Genomic DNA, 21642 nt, shown 5'->3' on the forward strand with positions numbered 1-21642 from the left:
TGAGAGCATCCCCAACGCACCGCTTTCCCGGAGAGAAAGGATCTCCATCAGCGTGGCGGGTTTGATGAAGTGTGAGAAATAGGGCCGGTTGTCGAAAACCGGAGAAACGTCGAATTTATACCGGGCCGGAAATCGCTCCGAGGCGGAACCGAGGATTCCCAGGGCGCCGTCATGGAAGAGAGGGGCGTCGATCCGGTTCCAACGATTGGCCTCGGCGGGCTCGATTCCCGGAAACCAGACCGGATCGAAACGCCGGTCGGTGCAGAATGACCGGATTTCAGCGATATCTTTCGGTGTCAGCGGGCCGTTTGTGATCATCAGCTGGACGGTCCTGAGGCTCCGGATCATCACCAGACGATCTTCGGGATGCGTCACGCCGGACATGTGCAGCGCCGCCGCTGCCGTCGCCAAAAGCCGCAGGCATGCCCTTGGGGGCAGATCCGAGGGACCGCTCACGGAGAGAATCCCTCCGGACGACAGCCGTGTGAGGGCCTCGCCGAACGCTTCCACGGTGTGGAGATGGTCGGGCGTCAGGGCGGAAGGGGCGGGATCCCCGATGACGATCAGATCGTAGCGGCGGGGGGCAGACCGCAGGAAGCCTCTCGGCGCGCCCACCGTCAGGTGAACGTTCGGCAATGCGAGATACCGGCCCGGTCCGCTCTTTCGGGTCTCTTCGAAGAGCGTCCGCCATCCTGGATTGGACAAAACGACATTCACGGCCCGTGCCTCTCCGGCGAAGGCCCTGGCGAGATGTTCCATGGCCGGGGCCTCCAGCACGAGCACCCGGGGCTGGGAAACAAGTCGGTAGGCCAGGGCTTCCGGGAGGTAGTCGAGATAGGTCGGCGCCTCGGTCCGCTCCGGCGTGGTCGGCAGCGGCATGAAGGCTTCGCCGCCGTCGACGAATGCGCCCCACTGGGCCCCGACGCTGCCCTGGAAGGCGAGACTGAGGCCGGGGGCATATCGATAGGGAGCGAGACGGTTTCGGGTTACGGTGATCCTTCCAATCGGGGTGAAGATATCGGTCAAAATCTCCACACCCTCGGCACTGAGGGCGATGGATAGGGGTTTGTCCGGGGACGTGATCAAACGGACGGCATGCTCCGGGTTTACGGCCGGCCCCAACAATGCCGCCGATACCAGGAGGGCGGCCCACCTCTTCCGATCCGGCATCACCATGAGCGCCGATGCTGCGAATCCCCCGCTCCACGGCAACCAGAGTCCCGCAGCCTCCGGCAGCCACAACGCCGGGAGGGCGCCAAGACATCCCGCGGCCGCACCCAGCAGATCGGCCCGATAAACCGAGCCCGCGATCGTCCCTCTTGCACTATAGGCCAGACCCACCCCGCAGGCTGCGGCCAGAAAGGGCAGAGACAGGACGAGGTAGAGGGCTGCGAGATGAAGCGCCTCGAAGGGCGACCAGACCCATTCTCCCGGAAAGACCGGGATGCGTTGGGACAGTTGGAAGCAGCACACCGTGCCTGTGGCGAACATGGCTGCAAATCCGGAGAACCACGCCTGGAAAGATCCGAGGAGCCGGGCGCGTTGCCGGGCGAGCAGGACCCCGCTCACCCCGTAGCCGAGCAGCGCGAGACTGAGGACCATAAACGCCAGGTGGTGGAATCGGGTGACGGCCAGGAGACGCACCAGCATGACCTCGTAAGCCAGCGCCGATCCCGACAGCAGGAAAACAGAGGCGCTCAAGGTGGACGGCATGCCTTTCATGGCCTGCGGGTCAGGGGCACGAAGCGGACGGGCAGGATCTGGCGGGTCGTGAGGACGCCGTCTTCATCCTTGGCCACCAGCACCAACTGCTGCACCGAGAAGGGACCGCCGACGGGGATGACCATTCTCCCGCCGTTTTTCAGCTGAGACAGGAGCGGCGGCGGAATGTGGTCGGCCGCCGCCGTCACGATGATGCCGTCGAACGGCCCCTTTTCTTCCCATCCGAAATAGCCGTCGCCCACCCTGAGGCTTACCTGATCGTAGCCCTCCGCCCGGAGCGTTTCAGCCGCCGTCTCGGCCAGAGGCCGGATGATCTCCATGGAGTAGACCTGCATCCCCATTTCCGCGAGCACGGCGGCCTGGTAGCCCGATCCGGTGCCCACTTCAAGGACGCGATCGCCGGGGTTCAGCGCCGCCAGATTGCTCATGAGGGCGACGATGTAAGGTTGGGAAATTGTCTGGCCGTACCCGATGGGGAGCGGCGTGTTGTCGTAGGCCCGGTCAGCGGATTCCGGAGGGACAAACCGGTGTCGCCTTACCGTCTTCATGGCCCGTATTACCGCCGGATCCAGGCGTTGGGCGCCGATGGCCTTTCCGGTAGCGGCGACATCGGCCGCGATGGCCTCGACAAGCGCGGCCCGGGCCGCCGTGAACGCCTTTTCGTTCGCTGCTTCGGCGATTGCGGAACCGGGAACGGGAAAAAGCCAGACCCATGCTGTCAACGTGTAAAACAGTGTTCTGAACATGAGGATATCTCTCCTTACGCCGTCCTGATGTCCATATTCCTGACTCGAGTTTCGACTTTCACAGGCCGTATCTTTCCGGTCACCATCATGAAAGTCGAAAGTTGAATTCCTGAAACGGGAGCTTTTTTTGGCGGCTTGGGTCGGCCCCGTGTCCGAGACGCCCCCGGCATCACAAATCCGAAGTTTTTCGCATCACCAACCAGCAAACCAGGCCTGCGACCCCGGAAGCGGCGGCCATTATCCCCAATACCTGAATCTTGTCGTTCCAATTCAGTGAGCCGAACCACATGGCGGCGGCACCGGAGGTCATGAGGGAAAACATCAGAAAGGACGCGGCCGCTCCTGCGCCGCGATTGACCTGTTCCAGAACCAGGTTGTTGCTGGGGGGGCGGCTCAGTCCGGATGCAAAGGAGATGACAAACATCGGCAGGGCCAGATCCCACGGGCTGTCCTGGGGGGTCAGTATGAGCCATGTCCCTCCGATGATCAATCCGATAAAACCCATTGTAATGATATCGCGGGAGGATATCAGCCGGTTCAACCGGGTGCAGACAAAGGCTCCGAGCATCAACGCCATGGCGTTGAAACCGAAGAAATATCCGTAAACCTGCTCGCTCAGGCCAATCTGCGTAATATAAATATCCGATGAAGCTGCAATGAAGGAGAATATCGGGATGGAACCGAGAGATACCACGAGGGTCAACCCCATATACCGCCGGTTTCGGATCAGATGTCCGTAATTGGACAAAAACTTCGTTCGAGGTGTTTGAGAAGTCTGCCGGAGGGTTTCCGGCATTCGGTGCACGCCGAGAAAAGCGATGAGCCCCATCCCGCCGAGGATCACAAAAATCCACTGCCATGAGAACCTGGCGATGATCCATCCGCCGATCACCGGCGAAAGCATGGGCGCCAGCGCAACGACCACGCCCAGATACGCCAGCACCTTTTCCCGGTCCCGTGCGTCGAAGACATCCCTGGACACGGCGAGGGCGAGCGACGATGCGGAAGCCCCGCCTGCCGCTTGAATCATACGGAAAGCGATAAGGCTGATTGCATTGGGCGAAAGCGCGCATAGAAAACTGGCGACAACATAGAATCCGATACCGATTTTCAGCAGTGGTCGTCGTCCGAACCGGTCCGAAAAGGGGCCGTACACCAACAGAAAACTACTGTAGACCACGAAAAAGCCCACCAGGGTCAGGTTGATGAACCAAAGGGGCTCCTGCCAGTTTCGGACCAGAGACGGGATGGCCGGCAGATACATGCTCGTGGAGAGCGCGGGAAACGCCGTGAGCAGCGCCAAAAGTCCTATCCATTTTTTCATGGGCATAATTCCGGGATCCTTTTCGAGTTCATCCATCAGTGCTCAGTTTCTCAGGCCACCGGCAGAAAAAAAGGGATGGATGTATCCGACAAGATCCCGAGGTTCTCGCATCTGCAAAAATAATGGCTGTTGAGGCGGTTCAGGGCGGCGCGACGGTGTTCGCCGAACTAATCGCCGTGCTCCGGGGGCGGGGCTGAACGGTTTTTCAGGTATTTGATCAGGGTCAGGATGTTTTCCCCGTTCACCGTTTCATACCGGACTTCGTCCATCAAGGATTTCAGGATAAAGATCCCCATGCCCCTTTCGGGGAGGGTTTCCACTTTCAACGGATCGAAGCAGAAAGGTGCCACCCTTGACAGGTTGAGGCTGTCTCCGTTGTCGCGGATCTTGAAGGTAACGTGGTCCGGGTGAAGCTGGAAATCCACTTCGACTGAATGTCCGGCTTCGGCGTGATAGGCGTGCTTGATAACGTTGTTCACCGCTTCGACGACACACAGCTCAAGTTGATAGCGGATGACCTTGTCGATGGGCAGCGTATCGGCGATGCCGCGGACGCTCCCACCGATCAGGGCAACATTTTCAAGCCTGCTTTCAATCATCAGCCTGATCATGCCCGCCGTTTTCATGTTTCAGGCCTTTCCGGAAAGTGCCCTGAGGGCTTCATCCTCTGATGAGAAAATATCGAACACCCGATTCATGCGGGTCAGGCGGAAAAGACTCATGACGCTTTCCTTCACGGCGCAGATCACCAGACGGCCGTCGCCCCCGATTCTCTTGAAGCCCGAGATGATGGCGCCAAGACCGCTGCTGTCGATAAAATCCACTTCGGAGAGGTTGAGAACAATCCGTCGATTCCCCGAGTCGATCCATTCTCCCAGTTTTTGCTTGAATTCCGTTGCCGCGGAAGCGTCAATTCTTTTTTCCAGAGGTCGCACGATGAGGACATCCGCCGTATTTTTATGGTGCAGTTGCATGATTACCTTTCTGATATCTACTTTTCTTTCAAGCCGTTTTTATTCCAAATCAAGCGATTGTAATCGGCAATGGCCCTGTCGCTGGAAAATTTTCCGCACCGGGCAACGTTGAGGATCGCTTTTTGGGTCCAGGTGGCCGGAGCCTGAAATTCCGCCTCTATCTTATCGTGAGCCTCGATGTATTGCATAAAATCCGGGAGATGAAAATACGGATCTTCGTTATTCATCACTCTATGGTAAATCCACTGAAAGAGCCCCCGCTCGGCAGCGCAGAACGTGTCGTCCCGAAAGGCATCCAGGACCCTGCGGATTTCCGGGAAACGGTGATAATAGTCCAGGGGACGATAGCGCTTTTGTTTCACCATCTCGGCGATCTCTTTCGCCTTCAATCCGAAAATAAAAATGTTCTCTTCCCCCACCTCCTCGAGCATCTCGACGTTGGCACCGTCCAGCGTGCCGACGGTCAGGGCGCCGTTCAGCATGAATTTCATGTTGCCGGTTCCGGAAGCCTCCCTGCCGGCCATGGAAATCTGTTCGCTCAAATCCGTGGCCGGTATGATTTTTTCAGCAAGAGAGACGCGGTAATCCGGCAGAAAAACCACCTTCAGGGCATCTCCGATCCGTTTGTCCTGATTGATGACCTGACCGACGTTATGGATCAGCTTGATCATCTGTTTGGCGATCCAGTATCCGGGGGCGGCCTTGCCGGCAAAAATATGGGTTTTGGCGATCACAGGCTTTTTTTCGTCCCTGATGATCTGGAGATATTCATGCACGATCTGCATGATCTTCAGAAGCTGGCGTTTGTACTCATGAATCCGTTTGACGTGTACGTCGAACAGGGAGTCGGGATCGACGGAAAGCCACACGGTGTCCGAGATGATGCCTGCCAGAATTTCCTTGTTCGCCCGCTTGATGTCGTGGAAGGCGTCCTTGAAAGCCTTTTGATCGGCCATGGGTTCCAGGCGCCGAAGCTGTCGGAGATCGGTAATCCAGGCGTCTCCAATGGTATCGCTGATGAGCCCTGCCAGCCGGGGATTGGCTTCCAGAAGCCAGCGTCTCTGGGTAATGCCGTTCGTGATATTGACGAATTGCTCCGGCCGGAGCGCGTAAAAATCTGAAAAATTTTCGTTTTTCAGTATCTCCGTATGAAGCGCAGAGACGCCGTTCACGGAATGGGATCCAACCAGGGCCAGGTGGGCCATCCTGACCTGTTTGGTCTCACCTTCTTCGATGAGGGATATTCGCCTGATAAGATCGATATCCCCGGGATAAAGCGGCGCCACCTTGTCGAGAAATCGCCGGTTGATCTCATAAATGATCTGAAGATGGCGCGGAATGACCTTCTCGAGGAGACCGACGGGCCATTTCTCCAGCGCTTCCGCCAGGACTGTGTGGTTTGTGTAGGCCAGGGTTTCCCGGGTGATCTCCCAGGCATGATCCCAGGGAAGGGCATATTCGTCCACGAAAAGGCGCATCAATTCCGCAACCGCCAAGGAGGGATGGGTGTCGTTCATCTGGATGGCCACGCGTTCGGGGAAGCGATCAAAATTTTCGTGATCCCTGAGATAGCGGCGAATAATGTCCCGCAAGGCGCAGGCCACCAGAAAGTATTCCTGAACAAGGCGAAGTTCTCTCCCGGATTTGAGGGTGTCGAGAGGATAGAGCATTTTAGTGATGGTTTCGGAGGAGACCTTTTGTTCCACGGCCCGGAAGTAATCTCCCTCGTTGAAGATCTGGATATCGAAGTCCGCAGAGGAGCCCGCGCCGTAAAGCCGCAGCCAGTTCACCGTTTTTCCCCCGTACCCGACCACGGGAATATCGAAGGGAATCCCCATGATGACCTTCCAGTCGAGCCACATGGGGTTGTATTCGCCCGCGCGATCCTGGAAGTGCTCTATCCGCCCGTGAATCGGGATGATGCATTTCTCGTCGGTGCGCTTGATTTCCCAGGGGTTGAGCTCCGCCAGCCAGTTGTCCGGCTTTTCCCTCTGGTAGCCGTTATCGATTTCCTGTTTGAACAAGCCGTATTCATAGTGGATCCCGTAACCGAAACCGGCAATGTCCAGGGTTGCCATGGAATCCAGAAAACAGGCCGCCAATCGTCCGAGTCCGCCGTTCCCGAGACCGGGATCGGTTTCTTGTTCCCGGACTTCCTCGATATCGAACCCCGCATCCGTCAAGAGTCCCTTGTAGCTATCGAACATGCCGAGGTTGTGGAGGGTATTGCCCATCAATCGTCCAATGAGAAATTCCAGGGACAGGTAATAGACCCTTTTGGTTTTCGTCTCGCGATATCTGCGCTCCGTCTGCAGAATTTTTTCCGCCATCCGATCCCGCAGGGAAAATGCCGTGGCGAGAAAGAGGTCCCGGCCTTCCTTTGAAACGGGCTCCTTGCACAGAGAGCAGCGGAGATGGTAGTCCATTGATTTTTTTAAAGCGGCTTTCGAGTTCCCGAGAAGGCTTGGTTTCATCATTGATATCCTTTGCAAAGCAGCGTTACAGTCCTTGAGGCGTCGGTCGGCGATGGCCCCATTACCCCTGTACCCTTTCAAGATCATTGGCCATTTCAAGGATGCCTTCAAAATCGAACGCCTCTGCAAGCTGAGTGATTCTGTCGAGATAGGCGGTGAAGTTTCCGGATTGGGAAGCTATCTCTTCCGCAATTGCGGTTATTTCTGAAACATCGCCCATTTCGGCAGCCTCACGGAGGCGTCCGGCGACCGTTTTTGCCAGATCTGCCGGCAGTTGTTCCGCCGGTTCCCGGCATGGTGCGGCACTCGATTCGTCTGTCGGGGACTTTAAGCGTCCTGTAGACCGCAATGCCTGATCCATCAAGGTTTCAAAGGCCGCAAAGGCGTTCGCGAGTGCATCCGGCCGGGGCGGATTCTGCTTGTCGGCGTGCTTGACCAGTTTCTCCAGTTCCGTGGCTGCGGCCTGCAATTGAACTGCCGACAGATTGCCAGCCAACCCCTTGATTTCGTGAATCATACTATGAGCCTTGTGATAATCCCCGGCATCCAGGGCTTGCCGGATCTCATCGGCCCTCTGGGCGTATTTGACGGCAAAGCTTATCAGCAGTTTGCGATAAAGCGCCACGTTGCCCTGCAGCCGCCTCAAACCCTTTGTAAGATCAAAACCATCCAGCGTTTCCGGCAACGGTTCTTCCGCCGCGGGTGTCGGGACGGCTTCGGCACGGGCTTCTGGGGTGGAACGGGGTGCAACCGTCTCCGACTCCGGTTTTTTTGCGGCCGCGGGAGGAGCGCCCGAAATCCATTGTGCCAGGATGGTGTAAAGTTGTTCCGGATCGATGGGTTTGGTAATATGATCGTTCATGCCGGCTTCGGTGCTTTTTTCGTGGTCGCCCGCCATGGCGTGCGCGGTCATGGCAATGATGGGCAGATCCTTGAACCGGGGATCTTCACGAATGGTCCGTGTTGCGGTATAACCATCCATCACCGGCATTTGCACATCCATCAGCACGGCATCGAAACGATTCGTCTGCACGGCCTCCACGGCCTCCCGGCCGTCGCCGGCCAGAGACACGACGACACCCGCGCCGGCAAGAATTTCCATGGCGACCATTTGATTGATCTCATTGTCTTCAACAATCAGGACCCGGGAACCCTCGAGTTGCTTCATGGCATGGGCAGCTTTCGCCTCCTTGTTATCCGGCCGGAATTCCTTGACCTCACCTCTGGCCAAAGCGTTCATGATGGTATCGAACATTACCGACGGGCTGATGGGCTTGATCAGAAAACCGTCAAGTCCGGCGGCTTCGGCGCGCCACATGATGTCTTCCCGTGCATATGCGCTGACGAGAATGATGGCGGGGATTCGGGCCAACCTCGAATCCTGCTTGATGCGTTTGGCAGCCTCGATGCCGTCGATACCCGGCATCTTCCAATCCATCACCACGATGTCGTAAAGGCTTCCGCCGATGGATTTTTCGATCTCCTTCAGGCCTTCTTCACCGGATGCCGCCGGGGTGACGTCAAAGGAGAAAGACTCCAGCATCTTTTGGAATATCTCCCGGGATGTCGGGTTGTCATCCACCACCAGTGTTTTGATGCCTCTCAGTTCGGGCGGCGGAACCCGGCAGACCCCGGCGACTTGCCGGCCGGTGCCGAAAACAGCGGTAAAAGAGAAGGTACTGCCGACCCCGAAAGTGCTTTCAACCCAGATCCTGCCGCCCATCATCTTCACCAGACGCTGACAGATGGTCAACCCCAGACCCGTGCCGCCGTATTTTCGGGTGATGGATGTGTCCGCCTGGCTGAAGGCGGTGAACAGATGGGTCTTTTGTTCCTCGGTCAGACCGATTCCCGTATCGCGCACGGAAAATTGGATGACGACGGTCTTTTTTGACAGACTGACCAGTTTCGTGGAAACCACGATTTCACCGTGGTCGGTGAATTTAATGGCGTTGTTGGCCAGGTTCACCAACACCTGACTCAACCGCAGGGGGTCTCCCACCAGGGAGCGGGGCACCTCGGGATCGGTGCTGAACAGGATTTCGACCCCCTCCTTTTCCTGGGTTTTGATCGTCATCAAAGTTCCCAGGTTTTCGAGGACTTCATCCAGATCGAAGCCGATGGACTCCATGCTCAGTTTGCCGGCCTCGATCTTGGAAAAGTCCAGAATATCATTGATGACGCCCAGGAGGGCGTTGGCGGAAAGTTGAATCTTCTCAAGATAGTCTCTCTGTTTCGGGGTCAGGTCTGTTTTGAGGGCCAGGTGCGTCATTCCCAGCACCGCATTCATGGGGGTGCGGATCTCGTGGCTCATGTTGGCCAGAAAGTCGCTTTTTGCCCGGGTGGCCGCTTCAGCCTTGTCTCGGGCGATGATAAGCTCCTCCTCCATCTTTTTGCGCTGGGTGATATCCGTGACCATGGCAAAAGAGCCGGTTTTGACGCCGCTTTTATCGTAAAGGGGGGTTGCGTGGAACAGGCAGAGCACTTTCGAACCGTCGGGGCGGCTGAGGGCGATCTCGTAAACCCCGGTTTGACCGGAGGCTCTGCGCCGGAGTTGCTCCTTCATGATTTTCGTGTTTTCCTCGTCCAGGAATTCGAATACCGTCCTGCCGACGATATCCTCACGGGTCCTGCCCAGCAGCTTGCACATGGTGTCGTTGAGGGCCACGGTGCGCGCGTCATTGTTGACCCAATAGAAACCTTCATTGGTCGTCGTCAGAATGGCTTTGAGGTGGTATTCGCTCTCGCGCAGGGCATCCTCGGCCTTCTTTCGCGCGGTGATGTCGCGGAATACCACGACCGAGCCGATGGTCGCATCGTCCTGCCGCTTGGGCACGCTGGTGTAGGAGACATCGATAAAAGAGCCGTCCTTGCACCAGAACACCTCGTCCCGGCGGAAGCTGGTGATCCCCTGTTTGTAGGCCAGATAAATGGGACAATCCTCCTTGTGGTGCGGTGAGCCGTCCGCATTCGAGTGGTGGAACTTCTCGTGTATGGAGTTGCCGATGAGTTCTTCGGATCCGTATCCGAGCATGTTCAGCGTGGCTTCATTGGCAAAAGTGCATCGACCTTCGACGTCCGTTCCGAAAATACCTTCGGCCACGGATTGCAGAATGAGACGGCTGCGCTCCTCGGAGTGTTTGAGTTGTTCGGTTCGATCCGACACCAGGTTTTCCAGGTGTGCCTTGTAGCGCGTCAATTCCATTTTAGCCTGTTCGGCTCTTTTGCGCTCAAGACAAATGGATGCCACAAGATGGGCTAATCCCGTCAAAAATCCCAGAATCGCCTGCAGCTTTTCTTGGGAAACGATGGGCACTTCATCGAGGGCGCTCAGATAATCGGCCGTATCGAAGCCGAATTCCCGACCCTGCCGTTGAAAAAACGCCCTGTCGGGTTCGGCGAGGAAAAACTGTCCCACAAAAATATTGGCCACATGTCTGCCTTCGATGATGATCGGCGCCGCGGCGTCGGTCAGGCCGTTCTTGCAGTGATAAATCGAAAACGACTTGCCTTCCTCGAGATTCGCGGCGAGTTCGGTGTCGCTTTCGATACAGCGCTTGTGTGTTCGTTCGTCGATCCGGTGGAAATGGGTGCAGATGCGCTGCCAGCGCGCGGATGCCAGGATATTGCCCTTCAGGTCTATAACGGCTGCCGCGATCCCGACGGCGTTGCAGAAATCTTCCAGGATGGGACCCAATTGTTTCAGATCCAGCAGATCGATGAGAGCGTCATCCCTGTTCAGCTTATTATCCCGGGTTTTGGCAGGCACCGCGTTATCCTGATGCCGTGCGATCGAAGGGGTCTTTTCAGGTTGCTGCGGTGACTTCAAGATCGCGACCTATATCCTTTCCGCCATGCGGCCTTGGCCGTCCCAGCGTCTCTATTCGACAACGATCGCCAACATTGCCTGATCGTCGTCGGCCGGACGATTTCCGGCGAACTGTTTCAGATCATCGACAATCGCGGTAAGGATGTCAGCCGGGTCATTGAGGGCCGCTGCGCTGAATTGCCGTATAAGACGATCTGTCCCGTAAAGATCTTCCGTTTCGCCTGCACGATCGGTAATGCCGTCCGTATAAAACAGCATCCGGTCGCCGGGTTGGAGAGTCGTCTCGGTGACCGGAACGTGGGAATAGGGTTCGAATCCCATGAGAAATACGCCCTCACAAGGAATTTCGGCCGCTTTTTTTTCGGAGAGTCGATAACGGATCGGGAGGGGATGACCGGCGCGGGCAATCCTGAGTTTCCTGGTGCGAGGATCGTAGACGGCGTAGATCGCCGTGACATGGCTCTCCATGTTCATTTTGCAAATGTTTTCGTTGAGGTAGGCGAGCATCCTGTCCGGCTTATCCAGGAACGTCGAACAGGCCCGAAACAGCGCGGCGGTCATGCCCATCATGACGGTTGCCGGTGCACTGTGGCCTTCGGCGTCGGCCATCAGAACGGCCAGAAGGCCGTTGGGAAGTTCCAGGATATCGTAATAATCACCGCCGGCATATCGACTGGTTTCATAATGCACCGCCATTTTCAGGCCGTCGATTCGGGGCAGGTGATCCGGCAGGAGGTAGCGTTGAATCTGGGACACGATCTGCAGTTCATGTTCCAGCTCGTCCCGTTGCCGTTGTACCTCGCGGCTGAGCCGATGGATTGTCAGATGGGTGTTCACCCGGGCGATGACTTCCTCGGGCTGGAAGGGCTTGGCAACATAGTCCACCGCCCCCAGTTGGAGTCCGCGCACCTTGTCTCCGGTATCGTCCAGCGCGGACAGAAAGATCACCGGGATCTTCTGGGTGTCCGCATCCGATTTGAGCCGCCGGCACACTTCAAAGCCGTCGATTCCCGGCATCATGATGTCCAGCAGGATGAGGTCCGGACGCGCCTTTTTCGCGATGGCGAGGGCCGTCTCCCCGTTTTTGGCGACCAGCAGCCTGCAGCCGAGCCGCTTCAGTGTATGCATGAGCAACTGAAGGTTGGCCGGCTGATCGTCGACCAGGAGGATGGACTCCATGGTCTGATGCATTTCCGTCATCACCCTCTCCCCATTATGCGACGCTCAACCGGAAGTCTGCCTGCGACACCCCGTCAACATTCAGATTCGACTTTCATGATGGTAACCGGATAGATACGACCTATGAAAGTTGAAATTCAAATTATATCGTACCACAACTATGGACCCAATTCCATATCTATAATAACAGGCACAAAAAGATCAACCCTCCGGGCGGACATCGCGGTGTCCCCGCATTTCGCCGCCAGATCGTCCGTTGGGGGGGCGAGACGGTCGAAAAAATTGATGGCGAAACGCCGCGACGGCATGGAAACAAAGCCGTTCAACTCGAAAAACGGATTTTTTTCATTCTTCTGACCTTCCCGGGGGCCGCCAGAAATACCAGTATGCACGAAATTGCCAGAGACAGACAACAGACGATGAATCCAGCCGTATAATCGCCGCTGGTGTCTCTCAACAGTCCAACGGTATAGGTGCCGACGGCCGCGCCGATTCCCCCCCCGATGGCGATGAAGGAGAAAATCAGGCCGTAGTGTCTGCCGATGAAAATATCGGCGGTGATCGCTGGAATCAAGGGTGCCGCGGCCCCATAGCCGATGCCGAAACAGATCGCGAATATGAAAGTCATGGGGCTGTGGGCCGATGAAATGAACGTCAGTGCCAGTATTCCCAGAATCGCGATGACGTCGGCAATGAACTTGGCACGTTCCCGTCCCAGTTTGTCCGAGAGGCAGCCAAATAGGATTTTGCCGACGGAACCCATGATGCCGGCCAGACCAAAGACATAGGCAGCCGTGCTTTTGTTGAGCTGCGCGTCCACCATGGCGGCCACTGCATGTAGCAAAACCCCCTGGAAGGCAAAAGAAATAAAGCCGAATGCACCGATCAGATACCAGAAGGTCAATGTTCGGGAAGCCTTGAGCAGATCCCAGTCGATTGCGGCCCATTTTTTATCGATGATCTCCATTACCCATGAAGAGGGCTTCGCGCCTCTGGGATTGCCGGGGATATCGCCGTCCGGATGCTGCGAAATCGCTTCGGGGGATTTTCGTCCCAATATCAGGTTCAATGGAGCGACAATGAAAAGGACTATCGCGGCCAGTATGCGATATGCGGATCGCCAGCCATAGGCGGAAATCATTTTTTCCGAGAACGGAACGATAAGGAGCATCCCCAGACCGATCCCGGCCGTGGCGATGCCCAGCGCCAACCCTCTTTTGCGTTCAAACCATTTGGGCAGAAAGGCTGAATGGGAGACAAACGCCGTCAGACTGATGCCCGCTCCGGCAAACACCCCGTAAGTCAGCTGAAAATGCCATAAATTTTCAGACCAGGATGTAACGATCAGGGACACGGCGAGCAGGAGAGACCCCGCCGGAACAACCACCCTGGGTCCGAATCTGTCCTGAAGATATCCCGCTGCCATGGCAAAGGTGGAATGCGAGATGATAAAAATCGAAAACACGCTGGATGCCGCCGCCGTGCTCCAGTTGAATTCCCTGATAACCGCGAGGATGAACACGGAATAGGAATACCAGATACCGAAGCTGATGCCCAATGTGATGAAGGCCGCAAAAACGATGACCCAGCCGTAATAGATGCCGATGTTGCCCTTTTCCGTAACGGATGTTGAACCGAACAAATCTCTTGATCTCCATTCCCTGTAACGTTGAGGTCATATTCAACCTTCGATGCCCACGCCGGTTTCTACATATATCACTCAACTTTCAATTTTCATGCGGTGACCACAAAGATACGGCCTACGAAAGTCGAAAGTTGAATATATCACCATACCACAAACACATCTTCAAATCATACCGGATCTCTCCTGTTGGCCATCGCTCGTGCAATTCAAGGCTTCAGCGGTGTCACGTAAGCGGCGCCTGCATCCCTGAACGTATCCACATCGGCAAAGTGAGCCTGAATGCCTCAACAACAACCGGTTTTCACGGTATCCTCCAGGTATCCTCGGCCCTCGCCGTGAACATTCCTGGTGGATGCGCCCGGAATATGATTTTTATACCACTTGAATTTCAATCCCAGCCATATTAGATTAAACGTAATCATAATGGATGCCGGACAACTCTTTAATAGAATCACGGCAAACAGTCATGAGGGTTGAGTGAAATCCTCGCATGAAAAAGGCTGTTATGGAAATTTCTAATCGCATCCCGGGGTCGATCCGTGAACCGGTTGTGGTGCTTGATTCTGATCTGAAAGTTTTAAAGACCGATTAATCTTTTTCCTGAAAGCTGCACCTGTCTAACATTATTTTGGGGTCGTCATCCGCAGGCTCGCGGATATGTTGCAGCGACATCGGACAATGTAACCGATGACGTGGATGCAGGGTATATGGAATTGCAGGATGCGGAAGCGCGATTCCGCGATGACGACTTCACTATCGGTTGCGTTGGGCCGACTTCAGTCGGCTTTGATGCCGCCGCCTTGCAGGCGGTGGCGGTTTCACTTAATTACTTAAACGATCGTCGCGAAAGGAGATTGAAAATGAGTTTATTGCACAGGGGATTTTTCATCGTTCTTTTGTTGTCCTTTGCTCTCGTACTGCCTGGTTGTCAACAAGAGGGAACCGCCGAAAAGGCAGGGGAAAAAGTGGACCAAGCGGCTGAAAAAGTGAGCGAACAAGCTCAAAAAGCAGGGGAGGCGGTAAGCGAGAAAGCTGAAAAAGCTGCCGAATACATGGATGATGCCGCAATTACAGCCAAGATCAAGATGGATATTATGAGTGACCCGTTGCTTAAAGTGTCTCAGATCAGCGTGACCACGACAAACGGGGTGGTCAATCTGAGCGGGGTCGTTGAGTCTCAGCAAAGTATCGACAGAGCGATGGAAATCGTCGGTAGTGTCAAGAGTGTCAGATCGGTGGAAAACAATCTTGTCGTCAAGGCCGACTGATACAAGAGGACGCATTGCAGTCTGATCCTTCAATGCGAGAATTTACGCGTACACACTGTGTAAAAGGAAGTCCATTTCCCGTCGTTCCCGGATTTTTCACGGGAACGACGGGAAAAAGTGCGCATCCAACCGTCTTTCCCGGGGGAAACACACCCAGAGATTTCAGCAGAAAGAAAAGACAATAAAAGAGCGCTCCTTGCCATGACCGCCTACCGACTGTGCAAGCGGCGTTGGACGAGCTCCAGATCACGGAGTTTTTCAATTTGAATTTCCGTGTGCGCATGCGCAACGAATTGCCGGACTCAACCATCAACCTTCTTAAATTGTTTAAGATCACTCCTCTGAAGCAAGTCCTCGAGCTGGAAAAACCGGCCTGAAAACCCCCCGATTTTGTAGACACACGATGAATCTCGTTCATTCGTGTAAACGCCCGTGCGTCAGGCCTTCGCGCTATTTTGTATTTTTACGGAACCTAAACCCAAGTGTGAAGTTCGCGACTCATATTGCAGAAACCATCCGGGGGATTGTCGACGGCCTTCCCCGCCGGATGTCGGTGGAAATCGTTTCTCCGGAGACCATCAGGCAGTTGGCGGCTGACATCGGGGTCCCGCCGATTCTGGTAGTCCTGGCCTTTGTCAATGGCCGGAAACGGCGCCTGGATGAACCGTTGACGGAAGACGCCGACATCTACCTCATGGGGCCCATAGCCGGCGGCTGACCCGGAGCCGCTCAGCTGCGGCTTGGCCTCCCGTTCCATCTCGAATCCCAGTTCCGGGGCTTTTTTGTTCATGTCAATGAATCCCTTGGGAATTGGCGATGGCTTAAACCCGATCCCGGAAGTTGACTTGAGGCTATATTTGACCTGTGGTCATAAATGGCCTTGATCCTGCGTGGGGTCATGCCTGCCCTGTCCGCGCGTTTGGCACGGATTTGTTGTGATAATCCAGAACGATGTGCGACAAAAATCCAAGTGCTCCAACTCTGGCATGAAGTTTGATCATGTACTTTAATTATGTACATGGTCACAGAAAGGAGCCTGCTGATATGAACGTTCTGCTTATCTACCCAAAATTTCCAGACACGTTCTGGTCTTTCACCTACGCGTTAAATTTTATCGGAAAGAAAGCCGCCTTCCCGCCGCTTGGCCTGCTCACCGTCGCGTCCCTGCTGCCGGAGGAATGGCCCAGGCGACTTGTGGACATGAATGTAGACTGCCTCACGGATAAAGATCTTTCCTGGGCGGACATGGCCTTTATCGGCGGCATGGCGGTTCAGCGGAAATCGGCCAGACAAATCATCGCCCGCTGCAGCGCTTCGAATTTAAAGATTGTCGCCGGTGGGCCGCTTTTTACTGCTGCACCGGATGAATTCGATGCGGTGGACCATCTTGTTCTCGATGAAGCGGAATTGACGCTCCCCGCTTTTCTGTCCGATCTGCAATACGGGCAGCTGAAAAAGGTCTACAGGGCTTCCGGTTTTTGCGATTTGCGCGACACGCCGACGCCTGCGTGGGATCTGGTAAAAATGAAGCGATATGCATCCATGAACATTCAGTTCTCCAGGGGATGCCCGTTTAACTGCGAATTCTGCAATGTGACGGCTTTGTTCGGTCACCGATCGCGCATGAAGACCCCCCGGCAGGTTATCGCAGAACTGGATCGCATTTACGCTTTCGGCTGGCGCGGCAGTATATTTTTTGTCGACGACAATTTTATTGGAAACAAGGTCTACCTTAAAACGCATTTGCTGCCCGCCCTGATCGAATGGCGTAAAGGTAAAAAGGGATGTGTTTTTTTCACGGAGGCCTCCATCAATCTCGCTGATGATCCTGAACTCCTGGATATGATGGTAACAGCTGGATTTGATTCCGTTTTTATCGGCATTGAGTCGCCCGACGAGGTCAGTCTTACGGAATGTCATAAAACCCAGAATAAAAACCGGGACCTTCTTGAAAGCGTCAAAATGATCCACCGTTCAGGGTTGCAGGTCATGGGCGGCTTTATTGTGGGCTTTGACAGCGACAGGCCTTCTATTTTTCAGCGGCAGATCGATTTCATTCAGAACAGCGGAATCGTCACCGCAATGGTCGGGATGCTCCAGGCCCCTCCGGGAACACGTCTTTTTGACAGGCTTCAACGGGAAAGCCGGATTGTCAATAACTTTTCCGGAGACAATGTTGACGGAACCACCAACATCCTTCCTCGAATGGGTATAGACAGGCTTTTGGATGGGTACCGATCGATCATGAAACAGATCTACTCTCCTAAAAACTACTACCAGCGGGTCAGGATCCTGCTGAGAGAACTGAAGGCGCCTGAGATCGGCCAGCCGATGAACCTTCAGCGGTTCCTCTCATTCTTTCGATGCGTCTTCCGGCTTGGCGTTCTGGGGAAGGAACGCTTTCATTACTGGCGCCTGATGGTCTGGACCCTGTTCCGTAAACCCAGGCTGATGCCGGTGGCCATAACCCTCTCAATATATGGCTATCATTACCGAAAGATATGTGAATTGTACATTCTTTAAGCGCCGGAAATACAGAAACCTGAGGAAAACATGCCACCCAATGAGAAAAAAAGACCGTCAGAAAATTTTACAGACAAGCTTCGCGCCGTCCTGGGTCTGAATGCCTCCCCGAAAACAAAGGACGGGCTGCCGCCCCAGGCGCGATTCAGCATCTGGTATTTCCTGGTCGCCATACTTTTATTTTCCTATCTGCAGCCGCTCATCTTTTCCGGAAAAGTGGAGACGATTCCATACAGCCGGTTTAAACAGCACGTCGCCGAAGGCAATGTGGTTAAATTGACCATCGGCCCTGACAATATCAACGGAACCCTGGCAGGATCTCCTGGTCAGGCGTTCACGACGATTCGGGTGGATGATCCCGACCTGGTGAAGGACCTGGATGCACAACAGGTCAGTTATTCCGGACGGTACGAAAATAAATTTCTGAGCGGCCTGCTCTCCTGGATTTTTCCACTTGTCATTTTTTTCCTGATCTGGCGTTACGCCATGAAAAAGATGGGGTCGGGAATGGGCGTCATGTCTTTCAGCAAGAGTAAGGCTAAAATTTTTGCCGAGAACGACACCAAGGTTTCTTTCGCCGATGTGGCCGGCATCGACGAAGCCAGGGAAGAACTCCAGGAAGTGGTTGAATTTTTAAGCACTCCCGAAAAGTCTCAGAAGCTGGGGGGAAGGATCCCCAAAGGAGTGCTCCTGGTCGGCCCGCCTGGAACCGGCAAGACCCTTCTGGCCAGGGCCGTGGCCGGAGAGGCCATGGTGCCTTTCTTCAGCATCAGCGGGTCCGAGTTTGTGGAGATGTTCGTCGGCGTAGGAGCAGCCCGCGTTCGCGATTTGTTTTCTCAGGCGGCGGCCAAAGCGCCCTGCATTATTTTTATCGATGAACTGGATGCGTTAGGCAAGGCTCGGGGGATGAACGTTATGGGCGGGCATGACGAACGGGAGCAGACGCTTAACCAACTCCTTGTGGAGATGGATGGGTTCGAAACGAACAAGGGGGTCATTATCATGGCCGCTACCAACCGGCCGGAAATTCTGGATCCTGCTTTACTGCGGCCGGGACGATTTGATCGGCAGGTTCTGGTAGACCGGCCGGACATCAATGGACGAGAAGCCATCCTGAAAATTCATTCCAGGCATGTGGTGTTGGGCCCCGAAGTCGATCTTCGTAAACTCGCCGGCCGCACCCCGGGATTTGTGGGTGCAGATCTGGCCAACATCATCAATGAAGCCGCGCTGCTGGCTGCCCGGAACGATAAAGAAACCGTGGAACTGACGGATTTCGACGAGGCCATCGACCGGGTGATTGCGGGTCTCCAGAAAAAAAACCGGGTGATGAATGCTCAGGAGAAAGAAATTGTCGCCTTCCATGAGTCCGGGCACGCGATTGTCGCTGAGTCTGTCGAGCATGCCGACCCTGTGCATAAGATCTCCATTATTCCCCGTGGCATTGCAGCGCTCGGATATACCCAGCAGCAACCCACGGAGGACCGCTATTTAATGACACGTTCGGAGTTGATCGATCGCCTGGCCGTTCTTTTAGGCGGCAGGGTCGCGGAGGAGGTGGTGTTCAATGAAATATCGACCGGTGCCCAGAACGACTTGCAGCGGGCCTCCGGCATTGCCCGGTCCATGGTCATGGAATACGGCATGAGCGATCGTCTGGGACTGGTGAACTATGAGCGTCCGCGGCAGTCCATGTTTCTCCCGGAAGGTTTTTCTCCCGGCAAAAATTACAGTGAAGCGATGGCCACTCAAATTGACGAAGAGGTCACACGGATTATTGAGGAAGCTCATCAACGCGTGCGTAAGATCCTCTTGGCCCGGAGAACGGTCCTCGATGACCTGGCCCGTCTCCTTTCGCATGAGGAAAGCGTGCAGGGAGATGAGCTCAGAAAGATGCTGTCGGCATCTCCACTTGGAGTGGCGGCGTCATCGTCCGGTGAGCCCTCCCGAAGCATTGCCGAAAAAGAGGATGATGAAAGCGGCATTTGATCTGGACTTTCAGAGGATGATGCCGGCAATGGCAGCGGCGGGGAAGGTACATAAAAGTATACCCTGGCGGGTGATACCGCAGCCGAAATCGATACCCGGAAAAAGGACAACCCTGTTATAATGCAAATGATTCCAGGCAATCAGATTACCCTGCTGCAAAACGGCGAAGCTTATTTTCCGGCCATCGAAGCGGCGTTCGACCGGGCGGTGCGTGAAATTTATCTGGAAAGCTATATTTTCGAAAATGACAATACCGGAAGACGCATTGCGGAAGCGCTCCGACGGGCGGCCTTTCGCGGCGTAAAAACCCGCGTTCTGATCGATGGATTCGGATCGAACAGTTTGCCGAAAGCCATGGCCGATTCCCTTGAAGCGGCCGGTGTAATGGTGCTGAAGTTCCGCCCCAAGACATCGCCCTGGACGCTGCGGCGCCGAAGGCTGCGGCGTTTGCACCGGAAAATTGTGGTCGTGGACCGGGAGATTGCATTTGTCGGAGGCATCAATATTATCGACGATATGGCTAAGCCGGGCCAGACATCGCCTCGTTATGACTACGCTGTAAGTGTAGAAGGACCGCTGGTGGCAGAAATCTTTGATTCCGCCAGCCGAGTCTGGTCGCGAGTGGCCTGGATCCGCTTTCGTCGCGGCTGGGGTCGGGTGGGCGACGGACAGGCGCCTTCAACCGGATCCAGGGGCCGAATGCGCTCAGCTTTTCTGGTGCGGGACAATATCCGCCATCGCCGCGATATTGAAGATGCTTATCTGCAGGCGATCGAACAGGCGAAATTCGAAATCATTCTTGCAAATGCCTTCTTTTTTCCCGGATTGAATTTGCGTCATGCACTTCTGAACGCCGCCGGTCGAGGTGTCCGGGTGATTCTGCTGTTGCCGGGAAGAGTGAAATATCCATTGCTGCATTATGCCTCGCATGCCCTCCGCGGCAGTTTTCTCGACGCGGGGATTGAAATCTACGAATACCACAAAAGCCTCATGCACGCCAAGGTCGCTGTGATTGATGAGCATTGGACTACGGTGGGGTCCTCGAATCTCGACCCATTCAGCCTTCTGCTTTCACTCGAGGCAAATGTCGTTGTGGATGATGAAAACTTCGCTGGAACATTAAAGCATAGCCTGAATCAAGCTATCCATACCGGATCGCGGCGGATACTTCAGGATCAATGGAGAACGCAGCCCATCCGGCTGCGTCTTGCGGGCTGGCTGAGTTACGGCCTGGTGCGACTCATGATCGGAATGACGGGGTATGCCCCGGGGAAAAAGTCGGGCCGGATATGACGGATCGAAGACGCAGCCGGAAGTTTGTCACCTGACTGCAGGGCATACGGTCTTTGCCGATCGCCGGCAAGGCCCATCTTGAGGACCGGGCGGGGCAGGCCTTGATCCATGAATGGATTAAATTCATCCGTCGGCCGGCGCCCCGACCGATACGGCGTGTGTGATACCGCACTGCGACGGCGTTGCCGTCCCGTTGGAAAACGCACGAATCCTGTGGCAGCGGTGATCCGATCGACAGAAGGAAAGACGATGAGGAAAGCGACGACAATCACATTATCCTTATTAAACCAAAATATTGGACAGTCGCAAGGCGAAGAAATCGCCAACAGCATCAGCCACGGCATAGGGCTGCTCGGTGCGCTCATCGGAACGCCATTTCTCATCATGCATGCAGTGCGGAACGGGAATGCCGGATTTATTTTCGGCGCGAGTGTTTTCTCTGCTTCCATGATCCTTCTTTATCTTGCCTCCACGCTCTACCACGCGTGGCCGATAGGCAAGACCAAGCGCTGTTTCCGGATCATCGAGCATTCCGCGATCTTCATTCTTATTGCAGGCACGTACACGCCGTTAACCCTTGGCATCCTTCGTGGTGCATTCGGCTGGACGCTCTTCGGGGTTATTTGGGGTCTTGCCGCAGCCGGTGTAGTGCTGAAGGCATTCTATAAAACCGCAC

At 55.2% G+C, this 21642-nt stretch carries 15 protein-coding genes; 6 read left to right on the forward strand and 9 right to left on the reverse strand.

Features of this window, described 5'->3' with window-relative positions; translation table 11 throughout:
• From AB7S84_RS10850 to AB7S84_RS10890, 9 genes are all read right to left on the reverse strand, one after another.
• Positions 1–1713 (reverse strand): hypothetical protein (locus AB7S84_RS10850; protein ID WP_428154422.1); only part of this gene is annotated, 1713 nt, incomplete at its 3' end.
• A gap of 5 nt (positions 1714–1718) precedes the next feature.
• Positions 1719–2468: a protein-L-isoaspartate(D-aspartate) O-methyltransferase gene (locus AB7S84_RS10855; RefSeq protein ID WP_428154424.1), complete on the reverse strand. Its 750-nt coding sequence runs from the start codon at positions 2466–2468 to the stop codon at positions 1719–1721.
• Positions 2469–2637: 169 nt separating this feature from the next.
• Entirely contained in the window at positions 2638–3792 is a 1155-nt protein-coding gene (locus AB7S84_RS10860; protein ID WP_040415097.1) for a multidrug effflux MFS transporter, read from the reverse strand.
• Between the two features lie 167 nt (positions 3793–3959).
• Positions 3960–4391: an ATP-binding protein gene (locus tag AB7S84_RS10865; protein WP_200809335.1), complete on the reverse strand. Its 432-nt coding sequence runs from the start codon at positions 4389–4391 to the stop codon at positions 3960–3962.
• A gap of 30 nt (positions 4392–4421) precedes the next feature.
• Positions 4422–4766, reverse strand: coding sequence for an STAS domain-containing protein (locus AB7S84_RS10870; protein WP_020876745.1), 345 nt, complete (start codon positions 4764–4766; stop codon positions 4422–4424).
• Positions 4767–4783: 17 nt separating this feature from the next.
• On the reverse strand, positions 4784–7243 hold the full coding sequence (locus tag AB7S84_RS10875; RefSeq protein WP_020876744.1) for a glycogen/starch/alpha-glucan phosphorylase: 2460 nt from the start codon (positions 7241–7243) through the stop codon (positions 4784–4786).
• A 58-nt stretch (positions 7244–7301) separates the two neighbouring features.
• On the reverse strand, positions 7302–11009 hold the full coding sequence (locus AB7S84_RS10880; protein ID WP_428154428.1) for a response regulator: 3708 nt from the start codon (positions 11007–11009) through the stop codon (positions 7302–7304).
• 111 nt (positions 11010–11120) lie between these two features.
• Entirely contained in the window at positions 11121–12269 is a 1149-nt protein-coding gene (locus AB7S84_RS10885; protein WP_428154431.1) for a SpoIIE family protein phosphatase, read from the reverse strand.
• Between the two features lie 301 nt (positions 12270–12570).
• Complete coding sequence (locus tag AB7S84_RS10890; RefSeq protein ID WP_020876741.1) at positions 12571–13890, reverse strand: MFS transporter; 1320 nt, start codon at positions 13888–13890, stop codon at positions 12571–12573.
• A 710-nt stretch (positions 13891–14600) separates the two neighbouring features.
• Here AB7S84_RS10890 and AB7S84_RS10895 point away from each other — a divergent pair.
• The 6 genes from AB7S84_RS10895 to trhA form a co-directional block, all read left to right on the forward strand.
• A complete protein-coding gene (locus tag AB7S84_RS10895) occupies positions 14601–15161 on the forward strand; it encodes a BON domain-containing protein (protein ID WP_234979209.1) in 561 nt (186 codons plus the stop codon).
• A 484-nt stretch (positions 15162–15645) separates the two neighbouring features.
• Entirely contained in the window at positions 15646–15879 is a 234-nt protein-coding gene (locus AB7S84_RS10900) for a hypothetical protein (protein WP_144016599.1), read from the forward strand.
• 326 nt (positions 15880–16205) lie between these two features.
• Positions 16206–17684 (forward strand): B12-binding domain-containing radical SAM protein, encoded by a 1479-nt coding sequence (locus tag AB7S84_RS10905; RefSeq protein WP_428154435.1) that lies wholly within the window; start codon positions 16206–16208, stop codon positions 17682–17684.
• Between the two features lie 30 nt (positions 17685–17714).
• On the forward strand, positions 17715–19673 hold the full coding sequence (gene ftsH / locus AB7S84_RS10910; RefSeq protein ID WP_428154437.1) for an ATP-dependent zinc metalloprotease FtsH: 1959 nt from the start codon (positions 17715–17717) through the stop codon (positions 19671–19673).
• A 120-nt stretch (positions 19674–19793) separates the two neighbouring features.
• Positions 19794–20966 carry a cardiolipin synthase ClsB gene (gene clsB / locus AB7S84_RS10915; RefSeq protein ID WP_428154440.1) on the forward strand — a complete coding sequence of 391 codons (1173 nt, stop codon included), beginning with the start codon at positions 19794–19796 and terminating at the stop codon, positions 20964–20966.
• 249 nt (positions 20967–21215) lie between these two features.
• Positions 21216–21642 (forward strand): PAQR family membrane homeostasis protein TrhA (trhA, locus tag AB7S84_RS10920; protein WP_428154442.1); only part of this gene is annotated, 427 nt, incomplete at its 3' end.

It is taken from the genome of Desulfococcus sp. (assembly GCF_050178255.1).
Lineage (GTDB): Bacteria > Desulfobacterota > Desulfobacteria > Desulfobacterales > Desulfococcaceae > Desulfococcus > Desulfococcus multivorans.